Here is a 21,733-nt window from a genome sequence, read left to right on the forward strand (position 1 = left end):
GAACTCGCGAACCCAATCACCTATCGACAGCGGTCAGTTGTGGCGTGACGTCCCGACGTGTCTGTCACCGTCATGCTGCAGGGAGGCGACCTTGCGGAGCAGGTCGGCGGCGGTGAACGGCTTTTCGATGAAGGCGATGTCGTCGTCGAGTTCGTGGGTCGTGCCGAGCAGCCCGTTGCTGTAGCCGGACATGTAGAGCACCGGCAGGCCGGGGTCCGTCCGATGGACGAGGGTGGCCAGGCGCGGGCCGGACATCTCCGGCATGATCACGTCGGTGAGCAGCACGTCGCAGCCGTGCTCGGCGAACAGGCTCAGTGCCTGGGGCCCGTTCTCCGCGGCCAGGACGTGGTAGCCGCCGTTGGTGAGGATGCGGGCGACGACCCGGGCCAGCGCCGGTTCGTCCTCGACGACCAGGACGGTACGTCCGTCACCGTGTGGCGGCGCGTCCTGCGGCGACAACGCAACCGGTGGTCCGGAGTCGGCCGCGAGCGGCAGGTAGATCCGGAAGGTGGTGCCGATTCCGGGTTCGGAGTAGACGTTGATGGCGCCACCGGCTTCGGTGACGATGCCGTAGACGGTCGCCAGGCCCAGGCCGGTGCCCTGACCCCGGGGTTTGGTGGTGAAGAACGGCTCGAAGATGCGCGCGACGACCTCGGGCGGCATGCCCTGGCCGGTGTCACTGACCAGCAGCCGGGCGTACGTGCCGGCGGGCGGGGCGGGCTGCATGTCGAGCCCGTCGCCGTCCAGGGTCGTGGTGTTGGCCTCCAGGATCAGGGTGCCACCGTCGGGCATCGCGTCACGGGCGTTGATGGCCAGATTGAGGAGCACCTGATGCAGCCGGCTCGGGTCGGCGTACACCGTCAGCGGCTGTGCCGAGAGCACGGTCGTCAGGGTGATGTGCTCGCCGATCGTGCGTTCGAGCATGGCCTGCACCTCGCTGACGGCCGCGTTTAGGTCGACGTTGCGGGGCTGGATGGCGTCGCCGCGGGTGAAGGTGAGCAGCTGCCGGGTGAGCGCGGTGGCGCGTTCCACCGCGGTACGCACCTGGGAGAGGTCGGCCTGCACGTGCGGCCGGTCGGCGGTCTCCTCCATCGCGAAGGCGGTGTAGTTGGCGATGATCGCGAGAACGTTGTTGAAGTCGTGTGCCACGCCGCCGGCCAGGTTGCCCAGGCTCTCCATCCGCTCCGCCTGGTGGGTGCGCTGCTCGAGGGCCCGTTGCCGGTCGGCGGCCTCCTTGGCGGCGGTGATGTCGCGGGCGAGCGCGGATACTCCGATCACCTGACCGGCCTGGTCCTCGATCGGGGCGATGGTCAGCGCCACATCGACCGGGGTGCCGTCCTTGCGTAACCGTCGCGCCTCGTAGCGCAGGCTGCGCTCACCTCGGCGCATGCGTGCCAGGGCGTCGAGCTGCTGCCCGGCGCCGTCGGCGTCGTCGACGAACATGTCGGCGCGCCGGCCGAGCACCTCCGCGGCGGTGTACCCGAACAGGCGTTCGGCCCCGCCGTTCCAGGCGGTGATCACCCCTTCCGGCGTCAGCCCGATGACGCCGTCGTCGAGGCGTTCGACCACGGTGGCGAGGGTGGCGCGGTGGGCCTCGGCGGCGTCCTGGGCGGCCCGTTCCCGGGCCTCGACCTCGTCGAGGCGGCGCTGGCCCCACGGATCGACGTAGATCGCGCCCTTGCCGAGCAGGACCCCGTATCCGCGGCGCAGGCTCCAGTAGTAGACGCCGACGATGGCGGTGAACGCGTCCCAGCCCGCGGAGGCCCACGACCAGGCGAGCGACGTGTCGTGCAGCGGATGAACGGCACTCACCTGGGCGAAGGCGCGGTACGCCATGACGGCGTGCAGACCGTGACCCACCGCGCAGCTGAAGAAGATCATCGCAGTGGCCGTGGCGAGCCGGTTCGTGCGCAACTGGCCGGCGCGTGCGACCGGTACCACGATAGCCACCATGATCGCCGCATAGGCCAGCATGATCGTGAGATTCGCCAGGAAGAAGACCTGAGCCGACACGTCCTCCCGATCGGACGACACGCCGGAGACCTGAGGGTTGACCGGCGGGCACCGCTCCTCGCCGGGTCCGGCCGGCAGCGGCTCGAACGGCCCGGCGGCTATTGCCCGTGCGGGCGGAACGTGTCGTTGACGTCGACCGGGGCGCCGCCGCCGCGGCTGCCGCCGCCGGGCAGGTGGATGGTGTCCCCGACCGCGACCGCCGCGCCGCCGTGGCGGGGAACCGGCATCGGGGCCAGGCGCTGCCAGCGGTCGCGGGCCGCGTCGTACGCCTCGGTCTGCGCGAACACGGTGTTCTGCCCGTCGACGAGGTTGCCCTCGCCGCCGAAGGTGTAGATCGTCGTGCCGATGACGGCGGTGGCGATGCCGCCCCGGGCGGTGGGCATCGGCGCCCGGGTGCTCCACCGGCCGGAGCGCGGATCCAGGGCGTAGACGGTGTTCCGCACGTTGACCTGGCCGCGGTCACGTCCGCCCACCACGTAGAGGGTGCCGCCGACGACGGCGCCGCCCGCGTGGTCCCGCGGCTCCGGCAGGTCGGGCAGGCGGGACCAGCGGCGGGTGACGACGTCGTACGCGTTGACCGTGGCGACCGTGTCCTGCAGGCCGCCCGGGCCGGGTGTCAGGGTGCGCATCCCGCCGGCCAGGAAGATCTTCGTGCCGTGGACGCCGATGGCCGCGCTGCCGCGGAGGATATCGGCGGGCATCGCTGGCAGGCTCGTCCAGCGGCCGGTGGACGGGTCGAGGACGAAGCTGTCGCCGATCGCCTCCCACGACGCGCCACCGGAGAGTCCACCGAGAACGTACAGCCGGCCGCCGACCACCGCCGCGTTGGGGTGATTCATGGCCACCGGCAGGGGCGCGGCGCGGCGCCACCGGTCGCGGCGGGTGTCGTAGACCTCGACGTCGGTGACCGTGACGACGCCGCCGGTGCCGTCCGGCTTGATGCCCCCGAGCACGTAGACGTCATGGCCGATCGCGGCCACGCCGTGCTCCTGGCGGGGGCCGCCGGCGATCGGCGTCAGCGGGCGCCAGCCGCGCCCGTACACCGCGTCGGCGGCCGGGCCGCCGGAACTGAGCGCGATGATCGTGTGACCCGTGTGGCCGTCGTGACCCGCGTGGCCGCTCGCGAGTGCCGGATCCGGGTCGGCGCGGGCCACGCCGACCCAGAGTGCCAATGCGGTGGCCACGCCGGCGCCGGTCAGGACATGGATCTGGTTCCTCGTCATAGGCAGGATTGTTGGCGGGCCGGATAGGCGTCGTCCAATGCATGGCTATGATGGTTTACATGCGCGCCACGCATATCGGCAGGGTGGACCTCAATCTGGTGCCCGCCCTGATCGCGCTGCTGGAGGAGCGCCACGTGTCCCGGGCGGCCGCGCGGGTGGGCATGAGTCAGCCGGCGATGAGCCGGGCACTGCAACGCCTGCGCCGTACGCTCCGTGACGACCTGCTCGTGCGTACACCGGAGGGTTATCGGCTCACCCCGCGCGGCGAGCGGATCCTCGACCGCCTGGCGACCGCCGTACCGCAGCTGGAGGACGTCTTCGCGGGTGCCGATTTCGACCCGTCCATCACCGAACTGGAGATCAGGGTGGCCGGGTCCGACTACGCCCAGGCGGTCATCGCGCCCGGGCTGTCCGGCCGGATCGCCACCGCCTCACCCGGGTCCACCCTGCGGTTCCGGCCCTGGCATCGTGACGTGCTCACCGAGGTGTCCGACGGCGCGATCGACCTCGCCTTCATCGGCGCCCAGACGTCGGAGCCACTGCGCAGCGAGGAACTGTTCACCGACCGGTTCGTCTGTGTCGTCTCGGCCGGGCACCCGCTGGCCGGCCGGGCAGCGCTCGGTCTGGCGGACTACCTCGGCTGCCGGCACCTGATCATCGATGTGATCGACGGGCGCCAACCCGCGATCGATCGGGTGCTCTCCGCGTACGGCACACCCCGCCGGGCCGGCCTGATCCTGCCGGTCCACGCCGCGGCGATCCTCGCGCTGCCCGGCACCGACCTCGTCCTGACGATTCCACAGCGGCTCGCCGGGCACTACGCGAGCGGCGGCGCGCTGCGGATCCTGCAGGCGCCGGACGAGATCGGGACCATGACGTACTGGATGACCTGGCACCCGCGCCTCGAACTCGACCCGGTGCACCGCTGGCTACGCCGCATGGTGCACGACACCGTGACCGGTCTGCCGGAGGATCTGCGGTCTGCATGACCGGGCCCCAAGATCCGCCCCCGTCGGAGAGGGCCGGCGGCGCGGGTCACCGGCGGGGTAGGACGCCCAGCAGGGTGGCGGTCAGGGCCGGCTTCAGGTAGTCCTTCGGCTCCAGGTGGATCCGGGTCAGGTCGGGCTCGGCCCGGTAGGCGGCTTGCAGGGTGGGCGGGGGTGTGGTGTACGCCGAGAGCGCGCCGGCCACGAGCATGGTCTGCAGGCAGAACAGTGTGGCGTTCTCGCCCAGCTCCGGCAGGCTTCTCCGGACCAGGGCGGTCAGGGTGGACAGGCGGTCCAGGGAGGCGCGCTTGTAGCGTGCGACCACCTCGACGGAGACGTTGTGTTCCAGGACGCTGCTCTGTGCGCCGAAGAGGTCGCACATCACCGCCCGGGCGGAGAGCGAGCGGCTGAGGATCTCGGCGACCGCCGTCGCCCGCTCGGGCATGGGCAGGTTCTCGTCGACGCCGGCGGCCAGCTCGCCGTCCAGTTCCGTCAGCCACTCCCGCAGGAAGTGGTCGAGCAGTTCCAGGAGCACCGCCTCGCGGGACTCGAAGTAGCGCAGCACGTTCGGCTTGGCCAGGCCGACCCGGCGGCTGAGCTCGTTGAGGGTGACCGCGGCCACCGGCATCTCGTCGAGCATCGTCGACGCCATGTCGAGGATCGCCCGCCGGCGGATCTCCCGCTGCTCCTCGGTTCGCGCCCGTTGGAAGGTCACGACCACCACCCTAACTTAAGTACTCCCGGTACGTTGACAACGTACCGGGAGTACTTTAGCGTTCTCCTCACAAGATACCTTCGGTACGTTAAAGGGAGTCAGGCATGAGCGAGACGTGGACGACCGCGAACATCCCGGACCAGCACGGCCGAGTGGCCGTGGTGACCGGGGCCAACGCCGGACTGGGATACGAGACCGCGAAGGCGCTCGCCGAGCGCGGGGCGTCGGTGGTGCTCGCCGTGCGCAACGTCGAGAAGGGCGAGCGGGCCGCGGCCGGCATGACCGGCGACGTGAGCGTGCAGGCACTGGACCTGACCTCGCTCGACTCCATCCGCACCGCCGCCGCGGCGCTGCGGTCGCGGCTCGACCGCATCGACCTGCTGATCAACAACGCCGGCGTGATGTACACACCGAGGCAGACCACCCGCGACGGCTTCGAGATGCAGTTCGGCACCAACCACCTCGGCCACTTCGCGCTCACCGGGCTGCTGCTCGACAGGATGCTGCCGGTGCCCGGCTCGCGCGTCGTGACGGTCAGCAGCACCGGCCACCGCATCCGGGCCGCGATCCACTTCGACGACCTGCACTGGCAGCGGTCCTACAGCCGGGCCGCCGCCTACGGACAGTCCAAGCTCGCCAACCTGATGTTCACCTACGAGCTGCAACGCCGGCTCGCCACGCACGGCACCACCGTCGCCGTGGCCGCGCACCCCGGCCTGTCCAGCACCGAGCTCGCCCGCAACACCCCGGCGGCCCTGCGGGTCCCGCTCGCCTTGGTCGCGCCGCTGATGCTGCAGACGCCGGCGATGGGCGCGCTGCCGACCCTGCGCGCCGCCACCGACCCCGCCGCACTCGGCGGGCAGTACTACGGTCCCGGCGGACGCAACGAGATCACGGGTCACCCCCGCCTGGTCACCTCCAGCCCGGAGTCCTACGAGGTGGCCGTCCAGCAGCGGCTGTGGGCCGTCTCCGAGGACCTCACCGGGGTGACGTTCCCCGTCATCCCGCAGCACCACCACTCACTCGGCGAGCGCGCCGCCGTCTGAAGACGGCGCCATCTCGCCGCCGGCACGGGAGGTCACCGGCCTCTCCCGCCTGGGCCGCATCGGCACGCGCGAGAAACGGACCTCGGCCCGGCCGGACGTGCGGTGCTGCGCGTGGCGGCTCGCCTCGCGCAGCACCCGGACGGCCCCGGCGGTCTGCGGGCAGGCCACCCCCCTGCCCGAGTGATCCGTCGCACCGCGACGGCGCTGCGACCGGTGCCGAGGAAGCGGGCCCGCGACGCGGTCGATGTGTCGCGCGGCCGTCGAGGGCACGGAGAGACCCTTTCGGGGACGTAGACCGTGCGTACCGATTCCGGCGAGAGTGAGGGGTATGCCGGGTAGAGACTTCCTCACAGCTGGACGCAGCTCGCTGGCCGCGGTGGTGACCGCCGTCGCGGTGATCCTGCTGCTCGCCAGCACTCAGATCACCGGATTCAGCGACGGGTTCACCCGTGAGGCCAAGGCGCAGGCGGCGCCGAATCACACGGTCACCTTCGTCAACGACAGCGGCGAGAAGATCTGGGTCGGCAGCACGGTCAACGCCGACGGGTCGCAGAACTTCGGCAGCCTGCCGATCCTGGAGCCGGGGCAGCAGGCGACCATCGAGATCCCGGAGAACTCCGGCGCGGGCCACTGGCGCGGCAAGTTCTTCCCCCGCACGGGGTGCACCGGCGATTCGGGCAGCTCGTTCCACTGCGCGGTCGGTGACTGCGGCAACGCGGCCGACCACTGTGCGATCAACTCCGAGCTGCCGGTGAGCCTCGCCGAGTTCAACTTCGACCCGGCCGACGCGCTCACCGACGTCTGGTACAACATCAGCTACGTCAACGCGGTGTCGCTGCCGATCACGATCACGCCGACCGGCGGGGCCGCACCGCAGGACGGCTCGCAGCACTGCGGCGTGGCCGGCTGCGCGAAGCCGTTCCTGCCGAGCTGCCCGGAGGCCAACCTGGTCCGCGACGGCGGCGGTCGGCCGGTGAACTGTGTCAACCCGTCCCGGGACGTGGAGACCGACTACAGCCGCGCGGTCGCCGGCGTGTGCCCCCAGGCGTACAGCTGGTCCAAGATGGACGCGATGGCGGGCAACCAGACCATGTTCGAGTGCGACGAGTGCACGGGCTTCACGATCACCTTCCACGGAAACGGCACCACGCCTGGACCGGCGGCGCCGGCACCGCAGGCGCCCGCGGAGGAAGGGCTGCGGACCGGAGCCCTCGCCGACCCGGACCCGGCCACCGTCGGCACGCTCGTCAACAACTGGCAGGGCAAGTGCCTCGACGTGCCGAACGCCGACTTCGCCGACGGCGTACACCTGAACCTCTGGGACTGCAACGGCACCGACGCGCAGAAGTGGGCGTTCTCCGGCGGGACGCTGATGACGAAGGACAACCTGTGCGTGGACGTCGCCTGGGGTTCCAGAGACAACGGCGCGGCGATCCAACTCGCCCACTGCAGCGGCAATCCGGCGCAGCAGTGGGTGCTCACGGACGCCGGTGACGTGGTCAACCCGCAGGCGAACAAGTGCCTCGACATCAAGGACTGGAACCCGCACAACGGCGCCCAGCTGCAGATCTGGGAATGCGCGGGCACCGTCAACCAGAAGTGGCACCGCGCCTGAGGTCATGCCCCGGGTGCGGCAGCCGCCGCACCCGGGAAGCCTGACGGTTCAGGCGTAGCGGAACACCGTGCCGTCCTGGACCGAGGCGATCGTGCGCGGGCCGGGCAGGTCGAGGTACGGGCAGCCGGCGACGCCCTCGTGGAGCGTGCCGTCCTGGTCGCCGGGGTCCAGCCAGAGCAGTTTGCCGGACTCGAGCCACGGCCGGAGCGCGAAGTCGTAGACGCCGGTCCGCTCGGTGTCCGCGTCCCAGCCGCCCCAGTCGCCGCCGTGCCAGGTCGGGAAGTCGTTCTTGCCCCACAGGTTGACCAACTTGACCGGCGGGCGCGGGCGAATGCCGAAGTAGCTGATCGTCCAGCCGGTGTGCGCGCCGACCGGCAGCTGCGCGATCACCGCCCGGGCATCCGGCGCCTTCAAGATCCGGGGCACCACATAGGGTACGCCGGGGCCGGGCATCACCCGGTACGTGGTCACCTCGACCGGCTCGGTGAGCCGCATCGCGCCCGGCATCGCCAGCCACGTGTCCGGGCGCGAATCCACCCACGGGCGGGCGCCACCGGAGTACCGCCAGAACCAGCCGTCCAGCCCGGCCGTGTCGATGAACCAGCGGACCAGCGCACCGGTGTACGGGCAGCGGGCCACCGTCACCGGCGGGATCAACTCCTCGTACCGGTCGGTCAGCTCGTCGATGCGGTCCCACAACCCGATCGACTCGTCGATGCGGCCGGCGTCCTCCAGCGCGCGCCGCCGGGCCCACAGCGCGTCGCCCTCGTCCAGGATCGCCCGCCGCTCCGCGAGTGCCGCCTCGGTCCACATGTCCTGCTCCTCACCCGGCCGGTGGTGCGATGTCGGTCTCCGCGTACACGAAGCGGGGTTTCGTCTCGCCCGGCGTGAACCGGACCAGCCCCTCGTTGCCGGCCCGCCGGTGCTGCGCGACCAGTTTCTCCCGCATCTCGATCTCCTTCGGATCGGTCGTCTCCCAGCGCACGACCGCGCCGTGCATGACGCCGAACCGGCCGGCCTGCATGCGCGCGATGAACCGGTCGTACTGCGGCTTGCTCATCTCGGAGCCGTCGATGAACCGCAGGTCGTAGAGGTCGTGGTCGCCGGCGATCGGCTTCGGTGTGCCGTCGGCCTCGAAGCCGTGCACGACGTAGCCGATGACCTCGAAGTGTCCCGGCCCTCGCCTGCCGCGCCGCAGTTTCATCATCGCCGACGCGTACTTGTGCCGCTCCTCGGTGCGCATCCGGCGCCGATCCTTCGCCCGTGCCAGCTCGGCGCGGCTCAGTCTGCTCTTCATCGGCTCCGGCACGCGGCGCAGGAAGAAGCCGACCAGGCCCATCTTCGCGGGCTCGACCGTGAGGAACGTATCGGCCTCGTTGATCGTCTTGGCCTTGATGTCGACCGGCTTGTACCAGGCGCCCTCCTTCAGGTGCGGCACCGACCTCGGGTTCGTCGGGCGGACGTCGATGACCAGCCGTTGGCCGTCAGCGAACGCCTGGAACCTCCGCTGGTTCTCGATCAGGATGCCGAAGTCCTCCTCGGCCTGGACCGGTTCCAGCTGGGTGTTCTCGTCCGGCCCGTCGAGCTGCGGGTTGATCGCGGCGTGGAAGTGGAACCGCTGCACCACGCCGTCGAACGTGCCGAGCACCACGCGCAGCTCGGTGAGCCGGTGCCGCCGGCGGATGCGTTCCAGGCCGCGTTCCAGCTTCTTCGGCTTGACCCGCGGCTTGACCAGCGCATGCGCCTCCCGGAGCGCGGCACGCAACGCCTGCATCTGCTGGGCCGGGGTGCGTTCGTCCGGTTGCGCGCGACGGCGCCGATCCGGCGCGGTGCGGGGCGTCGCCCGGCCACGGTCCGGCCGGCGGCGGTCGCTGTCGCGTGGGGGCCGTGGGCTGGGCGCTCCCGGTCGTACCCTCGGCGGGATCTTGGTTTTGGCTTTGAGACGGTTCCAGATCGGGCGGATCAGCGACACGATCCGGTCGACGACCTGGTCGACCGCGCGATTCACCGGCCTCGCCAGCTCCTGGAAGATCCGGCGGACCCGGCCGGCGACGCCGCCGATGCCGAGCAGCGCGGCCAGGAAACCGATCAGCACCGGGATCGCGCGCGCCAGAGCATTCTGGATCATCCCGGGTACGCCGCCGCCTCCACCGCGCGCGATCGCGATCACCGCGTCCAGCACCGCGTTCACGAAGTCGATGATCTGACGGGCCTGGCGCACCACGAACAACACGATGTCGATGATCAACTTGCAGGCGCGGATGAACGCGGACGCGGGATTGAGCAGCGACAACACCCAGGTGATGCCGGCCGTGATGATCGTCGGGACCAGGTAGGAGACGAGCCTGCCGATCAGCTGCTGCCGCAGATCGCCGACCCGGCCGCGCAACTCCTCCCACAGCCCGCCGACGCCCTCCCTGCGCGCGCGCCCGATCAGCGGCACCGACGACTCGGCCGCGGTCACCGCCTGATCCGGAACCTTCCGGGTGATCCGGACGCGAATGTTCTGCCAGGTCAGGCCGAGCAGCGAGGCGAGCAGCAGCAGGATCCCGCGGGCGTCGAACGTGGACGGCAGCTTCAGCCCCGCGCCCGCGCCCACGCCGAGCAGCCACTGCAACACACCGGCCTGCAGATGCCGGCCGATGTTGCGCAGGAACAGCCGCAGCCCCGCCCCGACCCCGGCGACCAGGTTGCCGAGGAACCCGATCGGATCCGCGATGATCGCCAGCGCCGCCTGCGCGGCCTTGGCCAGCACACCGAGCAGCAGATCCTTCAACTCCATGATCGTGTCGATCGCGTCGCCGACCGCCTCCGCGACCTTCTGCACCACCCCCTTGTTGCGCTCCTTCTCCGCCACGATCTCGTCGTCGACCGCTTTCATCGCGGTGGTGTACTTCTCGGCCAGGGTGTCGACCAGCTCCGTGCCCTTGTCCGCGACCTGCCCGTCCAGCTCCGCGAACCTGTCCGCGAAACCGGTCGCGGCCTCCCGCCCGATCGCCCGCAGATCCGCAGGCAGCTTCTCCACTGCGGCCTTCAGGTCCGCCCGCCCGGTCGCGATGCGCTGCTTGGCGCGCTTGAGCTCGGCCGCGACCGTGTCCGCGATGTTGCCGATCACGGTCCGCATGCGGGTGACGTAATGCTCTCGCGCCTCCACGAACAGCGTGTTCGCCTCGTCCGGCAGCCCGGTCAGCCAGTCATCGAACCACCGCAACTTGCCGACCGGGCCGGAGTAGCGGCGATCCTTGTAGTCGGCCATCTTGCGCTTGTGCTCGCTGGTGAAGGCGTCCCGGGCGGCCTTCTCCTCGCGGGTGAACTGCGCGTCGACCTTGGTGTCCAGGCCGGTGAGGATGTCCTCGACGTCCTTCTTCGTGGCGTCGAAGACCCGCTGCAGCGTGGCCGTCACCTGCGCGCGGCGGGTCTCGTCCCGGCCCTTCGCCGTCTGCTTGCCGCCGGTCACCCGCCGCCCGATCGCGTTGCGTGCCCCGGCAAAATCCTTCATACCCTCCGCACCGGTACGAGCAGCGCCGCCCTTCGCGCCGGCGAGCGTGCGGGCTTCGTGGGCGCGCAGGCCCGCCTGGGTGCGGACGGCATCCTGCTCCGCCGCATGCTTGTCCGCGACGGTCTGCACCCACGGCGGCTCACCGGACTTCTGCAGCTGCTTCTCGGTGACCCGGTTCGCGGCCATCTTCGCGTTGATCGCCTTGGGCCCGGCGGACGTGTCGGTCGCCGCCGGCGGCAGCTTGTCCGGAATCGCCCCGGCCGGATCCGGCGTCGCCGGCGCTCCCGGCGCCCGGTCCGCGGCCAGCGGCACCACCTTCTTATCCACCGCCTTCGACGTGTCCGGCGGGGCCGCGGTGGTCGTCGCGATCTCGGTAGCGGCCGCACCGGTGCCATCGTCGACCTGCGACTGCACCTCCCGGGCCGCGTCGCCGGCATTGGGCGAGTCGCCGAACTCGTCCGCTTCTTTGAGATTCTTCGGCGCCCTCTTCGCAATCGCCTCCTCCACCGCAGCGATGAAGGCGTCCCGGTCGAACTCCCGCGGCTTCGCCGCATCCATGACCTCAGCGTTGGCCGCCTTGCCTTGCGCTTCGCGGTCATCGGGCGGCGCTTTCGCGGCGGCCTGGGCTGCGCCAGCCTCGGCTGGAGCGGGTGGATGCGAGGCGGCGACGGTCCGGCCCTTGGTTCGGACGTCCTTGGTCAGCGCCACGAACTTCGGATCCGAGGCAGGGCCGCGCCGCACCGGCATCTTGTCGGCAGCGGCGGGGGCACCTCCGGCGGCGGCAGTGGTGCTTGACGGAGTCTCGGCCGTCGCTGCTGCTGCACGTGCCGCAGGTCCGGTGCGTTCGGCCGGAGCGACCTTTGGAGACATGCCAGGCTCGGTTTTCGGCGTGCGGCCCGCAGGCTCGGGTGTTTGGCTCGGCTGCGGGTCGGCCGGGATGTTGGGGCCGCTGTTTCCGGTTACGTCACCGATCGGAGCGGTTGCTTTGGGTGTTGTGCTGCCCGTGCCAGGCGTCACTGTTTCCGGGGTCCGCGCCCCCACAGCGGACGGGATGTTGGCCGTCACACCGCCGTTTCGTCCTGGAGCACCTTGGCCTTCAGACGTCCGATCCAACCGGCCTAGCAGAATCGGTGCAGTGCCCGGCAGCGAAGACCGCAGCAGTGCGGCAACTTGAGCATTCCCGAGCATCGCCTGGGCGTGCGCAACCGCAGCCGTTCCCGGCACGGTCGCCCGCTCCCGCGACGCTGACGACTCGCTCACAGGCGTCACGTGAGTCGGCGGCACGGCCCTTACCGGAACCGTCTTCGTCGGTGTTGGCGGCATCCGATTACTCCTGGTCCTCGCCGACTCTGAACCGATGCACGCCAGCACCGGCCTCGAAGATCAGGCGCCGCGTCACTCTGTCCAACGCCTTGCGTCCCACCGCACCGCGTCGCGCAGGCGGAGTTGGATCCGACGCTATCGGCGCATCCGTCCGGGCACCCCGGTGAAATCCCTAGGTTTTGACCATCGAGACGCCCGCGTTCGGTTCGTCGTGGATACGGTCAGGCATCGGTGACGCCTCCCTCTTGAAGGCACCCCGGACGGCGTACACACCCCAGATCACGCGGCACGGCACGAACCTGCCGCGGTCGATGCATCGCGCGTGGCCGAGATCTCGGTGACGGTGGCCGTGACGGAGAAACCCGTGGGGGTACGCGTGAGAAGCGTCGCCTCGAACGGGCCGCCGCCGAAGTCGTACACCAGGACGGTCCGATCCTCCCGTCGATCATTCCGGCCCAGCGTAGCGGCGCTCCTCCGGCCTCCCGGTTTCAGTCACCTAACATCACGCACAGTGACTCTCTCTGCCTACTCGTCCTCAATCTCCTCGACGTGCTTGACGTACGCGTTCGCCTTGTTCTTCATGTAGTGGAAGATCGCCTCGTTGGACAGCCCGTGCGTGTCGCGCAGGCCGGCTATCGCGTCGGCCATCTCGTCGTCGTCCGCGGTCAGCGACCCGTCGGCGTGCAGGGTCAGCAGCGGGTACCGGTTTCCGGAGGAGTGGACGTGCGCGTAGAGCCTGCGAGTGGGCATGTCAGCATCCGATCATCCGCCCCAGCGACTGTGTTTCTTGACCTCTTCGAACCGTTCCATCATGTCGCGGTACCAGGTCTGCCGGGAGGGGACGAACTCGCTCTCCAGGGACCGTAGCGCGGCCTCCAGCTGCACGACCTCGGCCCGGGTCAGGTCGTTCCTGATCCATTGCTTTCTGTCGAAGTCGTAGAACCGGCGGCTGAACCCCGCGAAGGTCCAGCCGGACAGTTTCTTGCCGGCCTCGGACCACGCCTCGCCCTGGTCGATGCCGTAGACGACCCCGTCGACCCGGATCCAGTTGCCGACGTTCCGGTCCGGGTTGCCGATCAGGACGTCGAGCAGGCCGAGCGTGCTTCCCTCGGGCGTCCGCGCGTACTGCGCCACCACTGCCTCGCGCTGGTCCCGGCTCATCCCGGCGGTCAAGTCGCGCCCCGACGGCCCTTCGAGGTAGTCCATCAGCATCTCGGTGCGGGAGTACCGGTAGACCGCCGGAACGTTCGCCCCGATCGCGCGGGCGACCAGGTGACTCAGCCGTTCCGAGTCGGCGCGGGCGTGGGCCGAGCGCCGCCACGCGTGCGGCAAGTCCACGTCGTCCGGGTTGTGATAAGCGACCTTGCGGATCACCTTCTCGCCGGTACGGAACTCCAGCAGTTCCACCTCGGTCGTCCCGTCGGCGAGCGTGTCCCGGCGCAGGATCAGGCCAGGGATGCCCTTGGTGAGTTCGACCAGGTGCCGGATGCCGTCGTAGGTCTTGTGCCACTGTTTGACCCGCCGGCCCTTCTTCTCCGGGGTGTTGACACCGGCGAAGCGGAGGATCGTCTCCTTCGGACCGAAGCCCTCGATGATCAGCGAGAGCCGCCTGAGCCGGTGCCGCCGCCGGATCGGGTCGAGCCGCCGGTCGATCGCGGAGATCGGGACGTCCGGCCGGACCAGCGCCTCCGCCTCACGCAGAGCCGCGTCGACTGCGCCCTTCTTCGGCCTGTCGCGGTCCTTCGGGCGCTTGTCGCGGTCCTTCGGGCGGCGCGGACTGTGCGGCCGGTCGCGGCGCGGTCGCCGTGGTCCGCGCGGTCGCATGTCCTTCGGCCGTCGGGGCTTGGGCGGCTTGCGAGGCTTCTTCGGCCTGAGCTTCTTCAGCAGGGTGACGATCTTGTTGATCACCCAGTCGACCGCGCGGTTGACCGGCCTGGCCAGGGCCTGGAAGATCTGCTTCACCTTGCCCGCGATGCCGCCGATGCCGAGGATCGCCGCGAAGGCCCCGATCAGGACCGGGATGCTGCGGGCCAGCGCCCGCTCCACCAGCTGCGCCACCCCGCCCGACCCACCCCGCGCGATCGCGATCACCGCGTCCAGCACGGTGTTCACGAACTCCAGGATCTGCCGCCCCTGAGTCACGATGAAGCGGATGATGTCGATGATCATCTTGCAGGCGCGGATGAATGCCGACGCCGGATTGAACAGCGACAGGATCCAGGTGATCCCCGCGATGATGATGGTCGGCGTCAGGTATTTCACGACCTTGGAGATCAAGTCCTTCTTCAGGTCGCCCACCCGGCCGCGCAGCTCCGACCACATGCCGTTGACGCCCTGCCGCTTGACCGCCGACACCAGCGGCACCGACGTCTCGGCCGCCTGCACGGCCTTCTCCGGCACCTTCCGGGTGATCCGGCCGCGGATGTTCGCCCACGTCAGACCCAGCAGCGTCGCCAGCACCTGCACGATGCCCTGGGTGTCGAACTTCGACGGCAGCTGCAACCCGGCCGACGACGCCGTCCCCAGCAGCCACTGCAACACCCCGGCCTGCATGTGCCGCCCGATGTTGCGCATGAACAACCGCAGCCCGCCACCCACGGCGGCGATCAGGTTGCGAAGGAAGCCGATCGGGTCCTTCAGGATCGCGCCGATCGCCTGGGCCGCCTTGCGGAGGATGCCGAGCAGCGCGTTCTTGATCTGGATGATCGTGTCGATGACGCCCTTGACCGCGTCGACGGCCTTCGCGACCAGGCCCTTGTTCTTCTCCTTCTCCTTCGCGATCGCGTCGTCGACGGACTTGACCGCCTCGGTGTACCGGTCCGCGACCGTCTGGACCAGCTCGCTGCCCTTCTCGTTGACCTGATCCTCCATCTCGGAGAACCGATCCGCGAACTCGCCCGCCGCCTCCACGCCGATCGCCCGCAGGTCGGCCGGCAGCGCCGTGACGGCCGCCTGAAGATCCGCCTTCCCGGTCGCGATCCGGGCCTTCGCGGCGCGCAGGCCGGACTCGACCAGGTCACCGATCCGCGAGATGACCTTCTTCATCTCGCGCAGGTAGTTGTCGCGGGCCCGCTCGTAGATCCGGTTGGCCTCCTCCGGCAGCGACGTCAGCTTGTCCCAGCCCCACTTCATCGGGCCGTCCCAGCCGGAGTAGCGCTCCCGCTTGTAGCGCGCCATCCCGGTCTTGTGCTCGCGCTCGAAGCCGCGCCGCGCATCGCGCTCGCCCCTGGTGAACTCGCCGTCGACGGCCTTGTCAAGATCGCCGAGGGTACGTTCGACGTCCTTCTTCGTACCGTCGAAAACGCTCTGCAAGACGGCGGTGACCTGGGCGCGTTTCCGCTCGTCGGACGACTTCGCGCCGGCCTTCCCGGCGCCGACGCGCTGCCCGGCCGCGAACCGCCGGCCGGACATGTCGCCCATCGCGGCCCGGCCGTTCTGCGCGGCGGCCGCCTTGACCTCCTTGAGTTCACCGGCCTCGGCGGTACGCAGCGTGCCCGGCGCCGCCGCGGAGTGCTTCTCCATCCTGTCGGTCTCCGCGACCGCCTTCCCGAACGAGGGCTCGCGCGAGTTCGGCAGCGACAGCTGCTGCTTGGTCACGTCCGCGTCGGCCATCTGACCGGCGACCTGCTCCGGCCCGTCGGACATGTCGGTCGCGGACGGCGGCAGCCGGTCCGGTGCGGCCAGCGCGGGATCGGGACCGGCCGGGGCGCCGGGCGGCCGGTCCGGCGTCATCGGGGTGACCGGCTTCGCGTCCGGCGCGGGCTCCGGCGTCGCCTTCGTCGCGCCCTCGATCTCCTGCGCGGCCGTGTCCGTCCCGTCGCCGACCCGGCCCTGTACCTCGGTCTTGACCTCCTCGGCCTTGCCCGAGTCGCCGAACTCGTCGGCCTCCTCCAGGTTCTTCGGCGCCTTGCGCGCGATCGCCTCCTCGACCGCGGTCACGAACGCGGCCTTGTCGAACTCCTTCGGCCGCGCCGCGTCCATCTCCTCGGCATGCGCGGCCTTGCCGCGCGCCTCCTGATCATCCTTCGGGGGTACGGACGCCGCCTGCGCCGACGTGGCCTCGGCGCGTGCCGGCGGGTGACTACGCGCCACGGTCGACTTCTTCGCCGCGACGTCCTTCTTCAGCGTCTGGAACTTCGGGTCCGCGCCGGGCGTCCGCTTCGCGCTCTTCGTCCCTCCGGCGCCGTCGGCGGCGGTGGCGGGCCGCTTCCGGTCCTCGGCCAGCTCGGGAGCGCCGGCGGCCTTCGCCGCCTTGACCTGCTTGGCCGGATCCCTCGCCGGCTCTTCGCTCGTGCGCGCGGCCTCGGTCCTGTCCCGAGCGGCCTCCGCCCTGCCTGGCGCTCCCGTTTGGCCAGGCGTCTCCGCCGCGCCCGCGGAGTCGGTGACCGGTGCGGCGCCGGTCGACGGTGCGCCACCGGTCGCCGGAACGCCGCCGGTCCCTGAGGTGCCGCCGATCGGTGACGAGCCGCCGGGTCGCTTCCCGCCTGTGCCGGCCGCCGTTCCGGTGGACTGCCCGGCTCCCACGATCGCGGCGGCCGGTTCGAAGGCGTCCGCCGCCATGCCCGTGCCCCACACACCCGGACGCCCCGACGCCCGGTAGCGCAGGCCTCCGGCCAGCCCCGACGTCCATGATGCAGTCCCGGCCAGTCCTGACGTGCCGGTCAGGAGTCCCGGCCGCCCCGGCGGCCCGCCGCTCGTCAGCATCGCGGCCACCATGGCGTTACCGACCATCGTCTGTGCCCGCACCGCCTCCGCGCCGACCGTCGCGCGCCCACGGCGGGGCCGCACCGTCTCCCGCTCCCGCGGACTCGTCGTCACAGCGGGCGGCGACCGCAGAACGGCCTTGACCGGCGGCGGTGGCACGGCTACACCCACCCCCGTCCCGACCGGCGGCCCCACCGGTTCATCGCCGCACCTCGCGGCCTGATCCGGGCCCGCTCGGCTGCCCGGGTGACGGTCGCCGACCGGACGACGCACCGAACGGCCCGTCCGGCGGACCGGCGGGCGGCGTGCCGGGCGGACCGGCGGAGGTGAGCAGGTGGCCGTGGATGCCCAGTTCGGCCGGTTGCAGCAGCCGGGACTCGCGCTGGAACTGGCGCTGTACGCCCGCCACCACCTGCCGCATCGTGATCGAGGTGGCGTCGCGTTCCGCGGCGAGCAGTGCCGCGCTCCGGGCCGCCGACGCGATCGCGGCGCCGGTCATGTCGAGGCGGCTCAGCGTCTCCAGGTCGACGTCGTCCGCGAGCGGGGCCTCCGGCGGGAACGCGATCGTCCACAGTCGGCGACGCTCCGCGGGGCCGGGCCGCGGGAACGAGACCATGAAGTGGAATCGCCGGGTGAACGCCGGATCGAGGTTGTCGCGCAGGTTCGTGGCCAGGATCGCCGGCGCCGGGCTGCTCTCCAGCCGTTGCAGCAGGTAGCCGACCTCGAGGTTCGCGTACCGGTCGGTGCCGTGCTTGACCTCGCCGCGCTTGCCGAACAGCGCGTCGGCCTCGTCGAAGAACAGCACCGCGTGCGACTGCTCGGCCTGCCGGAACGCGGCCTCCAGGTTCTTCTCGGTCTCGCCGATCCACTTCGAGACCACCTGCGACAGGTCGATCACGAACAGGTCCAGCCCGGCGGTCCCGGCCAGCACCTCGGCGGTCAGCGTCTTGCCGGTCCCGGACTCGCCGGAGAACATCACCTTGACCCCGGCCTCGCCCGGCCGTCGCCCGAATCCCCACGCCTCCGCGACCCGTGGCCAGGCCCGGAACGCGGCGGCGATCTCCATGATCGACGCCATCTGCGCGGACGGCAACACAAGATCTTCGAGGGTATGGCGGGGGCGCGTCACGTACCCCTGGGCACTGCTTCTGGGGCGGGTCACCGCGGACAGCGCGGGCGGCACGTGCTCGGCCAGCGGCGCGGGCCGGCCGTTGCCGGCGAACCGGGCCCGGGAGCGCGCCATCGACGCGACCGCGCGCAGTTCCTCGCCGCTCATCCGGTACCGGGCGGCCAGCTCCTCGCGCAGCGCCGGCTCCAGGTCGGGCAGCACCGATGCCCACCGATCGCGTCGTTGGCGCAGGTCCGCGGCGGGCAGCGGCAGCTCCGCGTAGTCGCGCGCCGCCACCAGCGCCGGTGGTCGCCACGGTGAGTCGCCGGTCAGGATCGCGGGCAGCCGTACGCGCGCCAGCAGCGCGGACGCCTCAGCCGACTCGGCCGGCACCCACACCACGGCGCCGAGCGCGGCCGCCACCCGCGCGGCCTCGGCCATCGCCGCGCCGCTCGCGCCACCGGCCGGCCCGGCCGGGTCGGTCACCGGCCGGTCCGGATCGTCGGCACCGGGTCGCAGCAACCGCAGCGGCCGGCCGGCTGCCGTGGCGACCGCGAGCGCCGCCTCCCGCCGGGCCGCCACCGTGCCGCCCCAGAGCCCGACCAGGTCCAGCCGCCCGTCGCCGAGCGCCTGCCCGAGCCGGCCCAGCTCGTCGGCGCCCGGTGGTGCGGGTGCGGTCGCGGGCGGCACCTCGAACGGGTCGTGCCCGATCAGTCCGGGATCGAGCGGTAGGCCGCTGAGCAGGTCGGCCAGTCCGGGCGCGGCGGTCAGCTCCTCGGCGAGCCCGCCCGTCCCGCCCGCGACCGTGCGAATCAGGCCGTACCGCCGTAGCGGCGCCGCCGGGCGCAGCTCCTCCGCGCAGTCGAGGACGGCGGTGAGCAGCTCGGCCGAGGCCTGTCGCCGGTTCAGGTCGTCCACCACGTATGCGAAGATCCGCTCGTATGCCGAGTCCAGCTCCACGGCCGTGACCAGCAGCAACGCGTCCACGGCGGTGGGGGAGAGGCGGAACCGCACGGCCAGCGCGTCCAACGGCAGTACGCCACCGGCCCGCCGCCGCAGTTCGCGTTCGGCCTCCCGCTCGTCGTCGTCCAGGCTCGTCGGCTCCGGCGGCAGATCCTCCGCCAGCCGCGCGAACAGCAGTCCCACCTGCTCGTCCGTCACACAGAACGGCGTCAGGTCCGGCCGCACCAGCCGCGCCGCCCGCGCGGTCTGCCGATCCGCCGCGGCCGCGAGTGCCCGCTGCACCGGCCGCATCCGCAGCCGCAGGTGCTCCCGCGCCGGCCCGGTCACGTCCGCCGTCATCAGGCGCCCCCGAAGGTGAGCGTGCGACCGCCGAACCACGGGATGTCCGGGACATCGGTGAGCAGGCCGTGCGCGGACAGGTCGGAGCGGCGCCGGCCGAGCGGCAGCCGCACGTCCACGGTCTCCGGCCCGAACCGGACGACGCCGCTCAGGTCCCCGAACCGGGACAGCGCGAGCTGCGGCACCGGGCGTTCCCGATCCCGCCAGAGCAGCCAGGCCAGCGTGCCGAGCGCTACCCCGGCGGTCAGCGAGGCGCTGCGCTCCAGCGCGTCCGGGCCGCCGCGCGCGGGGGAGACCGGGCGGCGGGACAGCTCCCGCAGGAGGTCGTCGAGCTCGGCCTCCATGGTGGGCAGGTCGATCGGGCCGCGGCGGGGAAGGCGGGTCCAGCGCTCACCCCGCGACGGCGCCGCCGTCGCCGCGAGCGGGACACCGGCGTCCGCGAGCGCCCGGGCGTGCCGTGCCGGCATGCTCCGCACGCCCACCGGCGCATCACCGGCCGCCGGCTCATCACCGGCCGTCGGCTCATCACCGGCCGTCGGCTCCGAAAACCCGCCTGCGCCCGGGGCGTGGGCGGTGTGAGGCGGCCGGGCCGGTGGGCCGGTGGTGCCGGCGAGCAGTATCCGGGGGCGGTCGCAGGCGTCCCAGTGCGGGAGCAGGGTGGAGACGTCGTCGGCACGGGCGATGGGGAACAGGCCGTCGGGTTCGGTGAGCAGCAGGCCGTCGCCGGTCTCGGCCAGCAGCAGTGGCGCGCCGGCCGGGTGACCGGCGCAGACGCTCAGCGCCAGCAGGCCGTCCCAGCGCGACAGGGCTCGTCCGGCACGCCGGGCCGTGGCGGTCAGTGCCGCGCCGTCCAGCCCGTCCGGCGGCAGCCCGGCGAACGCGCACGCGTCCACGGTGTCCTGCGGCGTACGCAGCCAGCCGCGGTGCGGCGGGCCGAGCACCTTGCACGCCCACGCCGCGGCCACGAACGGTGCGTCGTCGAGCAGGCCGTCCGCGGCCAGGACCGGGCCGAGCGCCTCCAGTAACCCGATCCGGTGCAGCGCCGCGACCAGCAGGAACGGCAGCGTGGACGCCACCTCGACCTCGCCGGTCCAGCGGCCGGGCACGCGGTGGCCGGCCGAGATCGCGGCGCCGGTGGCCGGGCGCGTCGCCTCGGCGTCCGGCTCGCCGGCCAGCTCCGCGAACCGTTCCGCGCTGATCCGGCCCAGCACGCCTCCGGCCGCCAGGCGTTCCAGCAGCCGGCCGAAGCCCACCGCCCCGGTCACCGCCGGGTCACCGCCGCCGAGGTCCGGCTCGGTCGCGGGTCCGGGCGGCGGCGACGGCACCGGGTCACCGCCGGGCGAAACCGGAAGATCCGACAGCGCCGACGGGTACGCCACCGAGGCGCGGTCGAAGGCCAGGTCGCGGGAGAGACCCGAGAGCAGCTCCTCGATCGACACGGTCACGTCCACGACCACCGGCTCGGTGATCTCCACGCTCTCGCCGGGCGGCGGTTCCCGCCCGTGCAGCGCCTCCGCCACCCGCGCGGTCACGTGCGCCTCGATCAGCTCCGGCAGCGCCTCGATCACCCGCCGCCGCAGCGCATCCGGGTCGGGGCCCCAGCTCCAGCCGCCGCGCCGGACCACCCGCACGACGCAGCGGCGGATGTCCAGGTCGGGCGGCGGCGTGCTCATCGGATCTCGACCACGTCGGCGCGGATCGGCAGGCCCTCGACCAGCGACAGCATCGTGTACGACCCGGGGCTGACCGGCGGGTGCACCGTGACCTTCCCGCCCGCCGCCTTCTCCTCGAACTCGATCGGCGCGGTGCCCTCCCGGACGACGATGATCAGCGCGGCGGCGTCCGGCGCGACCGGGGTCGGCAGCGTCAGCACGACGTCGCCGCCGTCGCTCTCCACCGGTGCCGGCCCCCACTCCAGCGTGATCTTCCGGGCGGTCCCGCCGTGCACGGCGTACCCGTGCGGGTCGGTCAGGATGTTCGGGTCCGGCAGCACCGGCACGGCGTCGAGGAGCCGGTCCGGCACCGGCACCGGCTCCGGCGGCGCGGCACCGCCACCGGGCAGGTCGGCGGCCGGCCGGACGGACAGCGTCGTGCCGATCAGGTCGGCGAGCGCGAGCGGCCCGGCGCCCGCGGCATCCAGCGCGGCGAGCACGTGCCCGGTCCCGCGCGCGAACACCACCGTCGTGGTCATGTCGTCTC

The 21,733-nt window shown here is 71.9% G+C and carries 14 protein-coding genes; 3 read left to right on the forward strand and 11 right to left on the reverse strand.

What is annotated here, in order from left to right; genetic code table 11:
* Positions 1 to 33: 33 nt before the first annotated feature.
* On the reverse strand, positions 34 to 2,034 hold the full coding sequence (locus tag J2S43_RS08325) for a PAS domain-containing hybrid sensor histidine kinase/response regulator family protein (RefSeq protein ID WP_306828163.1): 2,001 nt from the start codon (positions 2,032 to 2,034) through the stop codon (positions 34 to 36).
* A gap of 77 nt (positions 2,035 to 2,111) precedes the next feature.
* Positions 2,112 to 3,236 (reverse strand): Kelch repeat-containing protein, encoded by a 1,125-nt coding sequence (locus J2S43_RS08330; protein WP_306828165.1) that lies wholly within the window; start codon positions 3,234 to 3,236, stop codon positions 2,112 to 2,114.
* 59 nt (positions 3,237 to 3,295) lie between these two features.
* On the opposite strand from J2S43_RS08330, the gene J2S43_RS08335 reads away from it, so the two are divergent.
* Positions 3,296 to 4,225, forward strand: coding sequence for a LysR family transcriptional regulator (locus J2S43_RS08335; RefSeq protein ID WP_306828167.1), 930 nt, complete (start codon positions 3,296 to 3,298; stop codon positions 4,223 to 4,225).
* A 46-nt stretch (positions 4,226 to 4,271) separates the two neighbouring features.
* Here J2S43_RS08335 and J2S43_RS08340 read toward each other — a convergent pair whose 3' ends face one another.
* On the reverse strand, positions 4,272 to 4,937 hold the full coding sequence (locus J2S43_RS08340) for a TetR/AcrR family transcriptional regulator (RefSeq protein WP_306828168.1): 666 nt from the start codon (positions 4,935 to 4,937) through the stop codon (positions 4,272 to 4,274).
* A gap of 104 nt (positions 4,938 to 5,041) precedes the next feature.
* Between J2S43_RS08340 and J2S43_RS08345 the strand changes: the two genes are divergently transcribed.
* The gene (locus J2S43_RS08345) at positions 5,042 to 5,983 is read left to right on the forward strand and encodes an SDR family NAD(P)-dependent oxidoreductase (protein WP_306828171.1); all 942 of its coding nucleotides are present in this window, start codon (positions 5,042 to 5,044) and stop codon (positions 5,981 to 5,983) included.
* A 328-nt stretch (positions 5,984 to 6,311) separates the two neighbouring features.
* Entirely contained in the window at positions 6,312 to 7,598 is a 1,287-nt protein-coding gene (locus tag J2S43_RS08350) for a thaumatin family protein (RefSeq protein ID WP_306828173.1), read from the forward strand.
* A gap of 48 nt (positions 7,599 to 7,646) precedes the next feature.
* Here the strand turns inward: J2S43_RS08350 and J2S43_RS08355 are convergent, their stop codons facing one another.
* The 8 genes from J2S43_RS08355 to J2S43_RS08390 all read right to left on the reverse strand — a co-directional run bounded on the left by J2S43_RS08355 (position 7,647) and on the right by J2S43_RS08390 (position 21,725).
* Positions 7,647 to 8,411: a hypothetical protein gene (locus J2S43_RS08355; RefSeq protein ID WP_306828174.1), complete on the reverse strand. Its 765-nt coding sequence runs from the start codon at positions 8,409 to 8,411 to the stop codon at positions 7,647 to 7,649.
* 10 nt (positions 8,412 to 8,421) lie between these two features.
* Positions 8,422 to 11,655: a phage tail family protein gene (locus J2S43_RS08360; RefSeq protein WP_306828177.1), complete on the reverse strand. Its 3,234-nt coding sequence runs from the start codon at positions 11,653 to 11,655 to the stop codon at positions 8,422 to 8,424.
* Positions 11,656 to 12,699: 1,044 nt separating this feature from the next.
* On the reverse strand, positions 12,700 to 12,840 hold the full coding sequence (locus J2S43_RS08365) for a hypothetical protein (protein ID WP_306828179.1): 141 nt from the start codon (positions 12,838 to 12,840) through the stop codon (positions 12,700 to 12,702).
* A gap of 105 nt (positions 12,841 to 12,945) precedes the next feature.
* A complete protein-coding gene (locus J2S43_RS08370) occupies positions 12,946 to 13,170 on the reverse strand; it encodes a hypothetical protein (RefSeq protein ID WP_306828181.1) in 225 nt (74 codons plus the stop codon).
* A 12-nt stretch (positions 13,171 to 13,182) separates the two neighbouring features.
* Positions 13,183 to 17,238: a hypothetical protein gene (locus J2S43_RS08375; protein WP_306828184.1), complete on the reverse strand. Its 4,056-nt coding sequence runs from the start codon at positions 17,236 to 17,238 to the stop codon at positions 13,183 to 13,185.
* Positions 17,239 to 17,323: 85 nt separating this feature from the next.
* Positions 17,324 to 19,534, reverse strand: a complete 2,211-nt coding sequence (locus tag J2S43_RS08380; RefSeq protein WP_306828186.1) for an AAA family ATPase — start codon at positions 19,532 to 19,534, stop codon at positions 17,324 to 17,326.
* Positions 19,534 to 21,207 (reverse strand): hypothetical protein, encoded by a 1,674-nt coding sequence (locus tag J2S43_RS08385; RefSeq protein WP_306828188.1) that lies wholly within the window; start codon positions 21,205 to 21,207, stop codon positions 19,534 to 19,536. The genes J2S43_RS08380 and J2S43_RS08385 overlap by 1 nt, the downstream gene beginning before the upstream one ends.
* Entirely contained in the window at positions 21,204 to 21,725 is a 522-nt protein-coding gene (locus J2S43_RS08390; RefSeq protein ID WP_306828190.1) for a hypothetical protein, read from the reverse strand. Before J2S43_RS08390 ends, J2S43_RS08385 begins: the two co-directional genes overlap by 4 nt.
* Positions 21,726 to 21,733: the final 8 nt, after the last annotated feature.

Source organism: Catenuloplanes nepalensis, assembly GCF_030811575.1.
Taxonomy (GTDB): Bacteria; Actinomycetota; Actinomycetes; order Mycobacteriales; family Micromonosporaceae; genus Catenuloplanes; species Catenuloplanes nepalensis.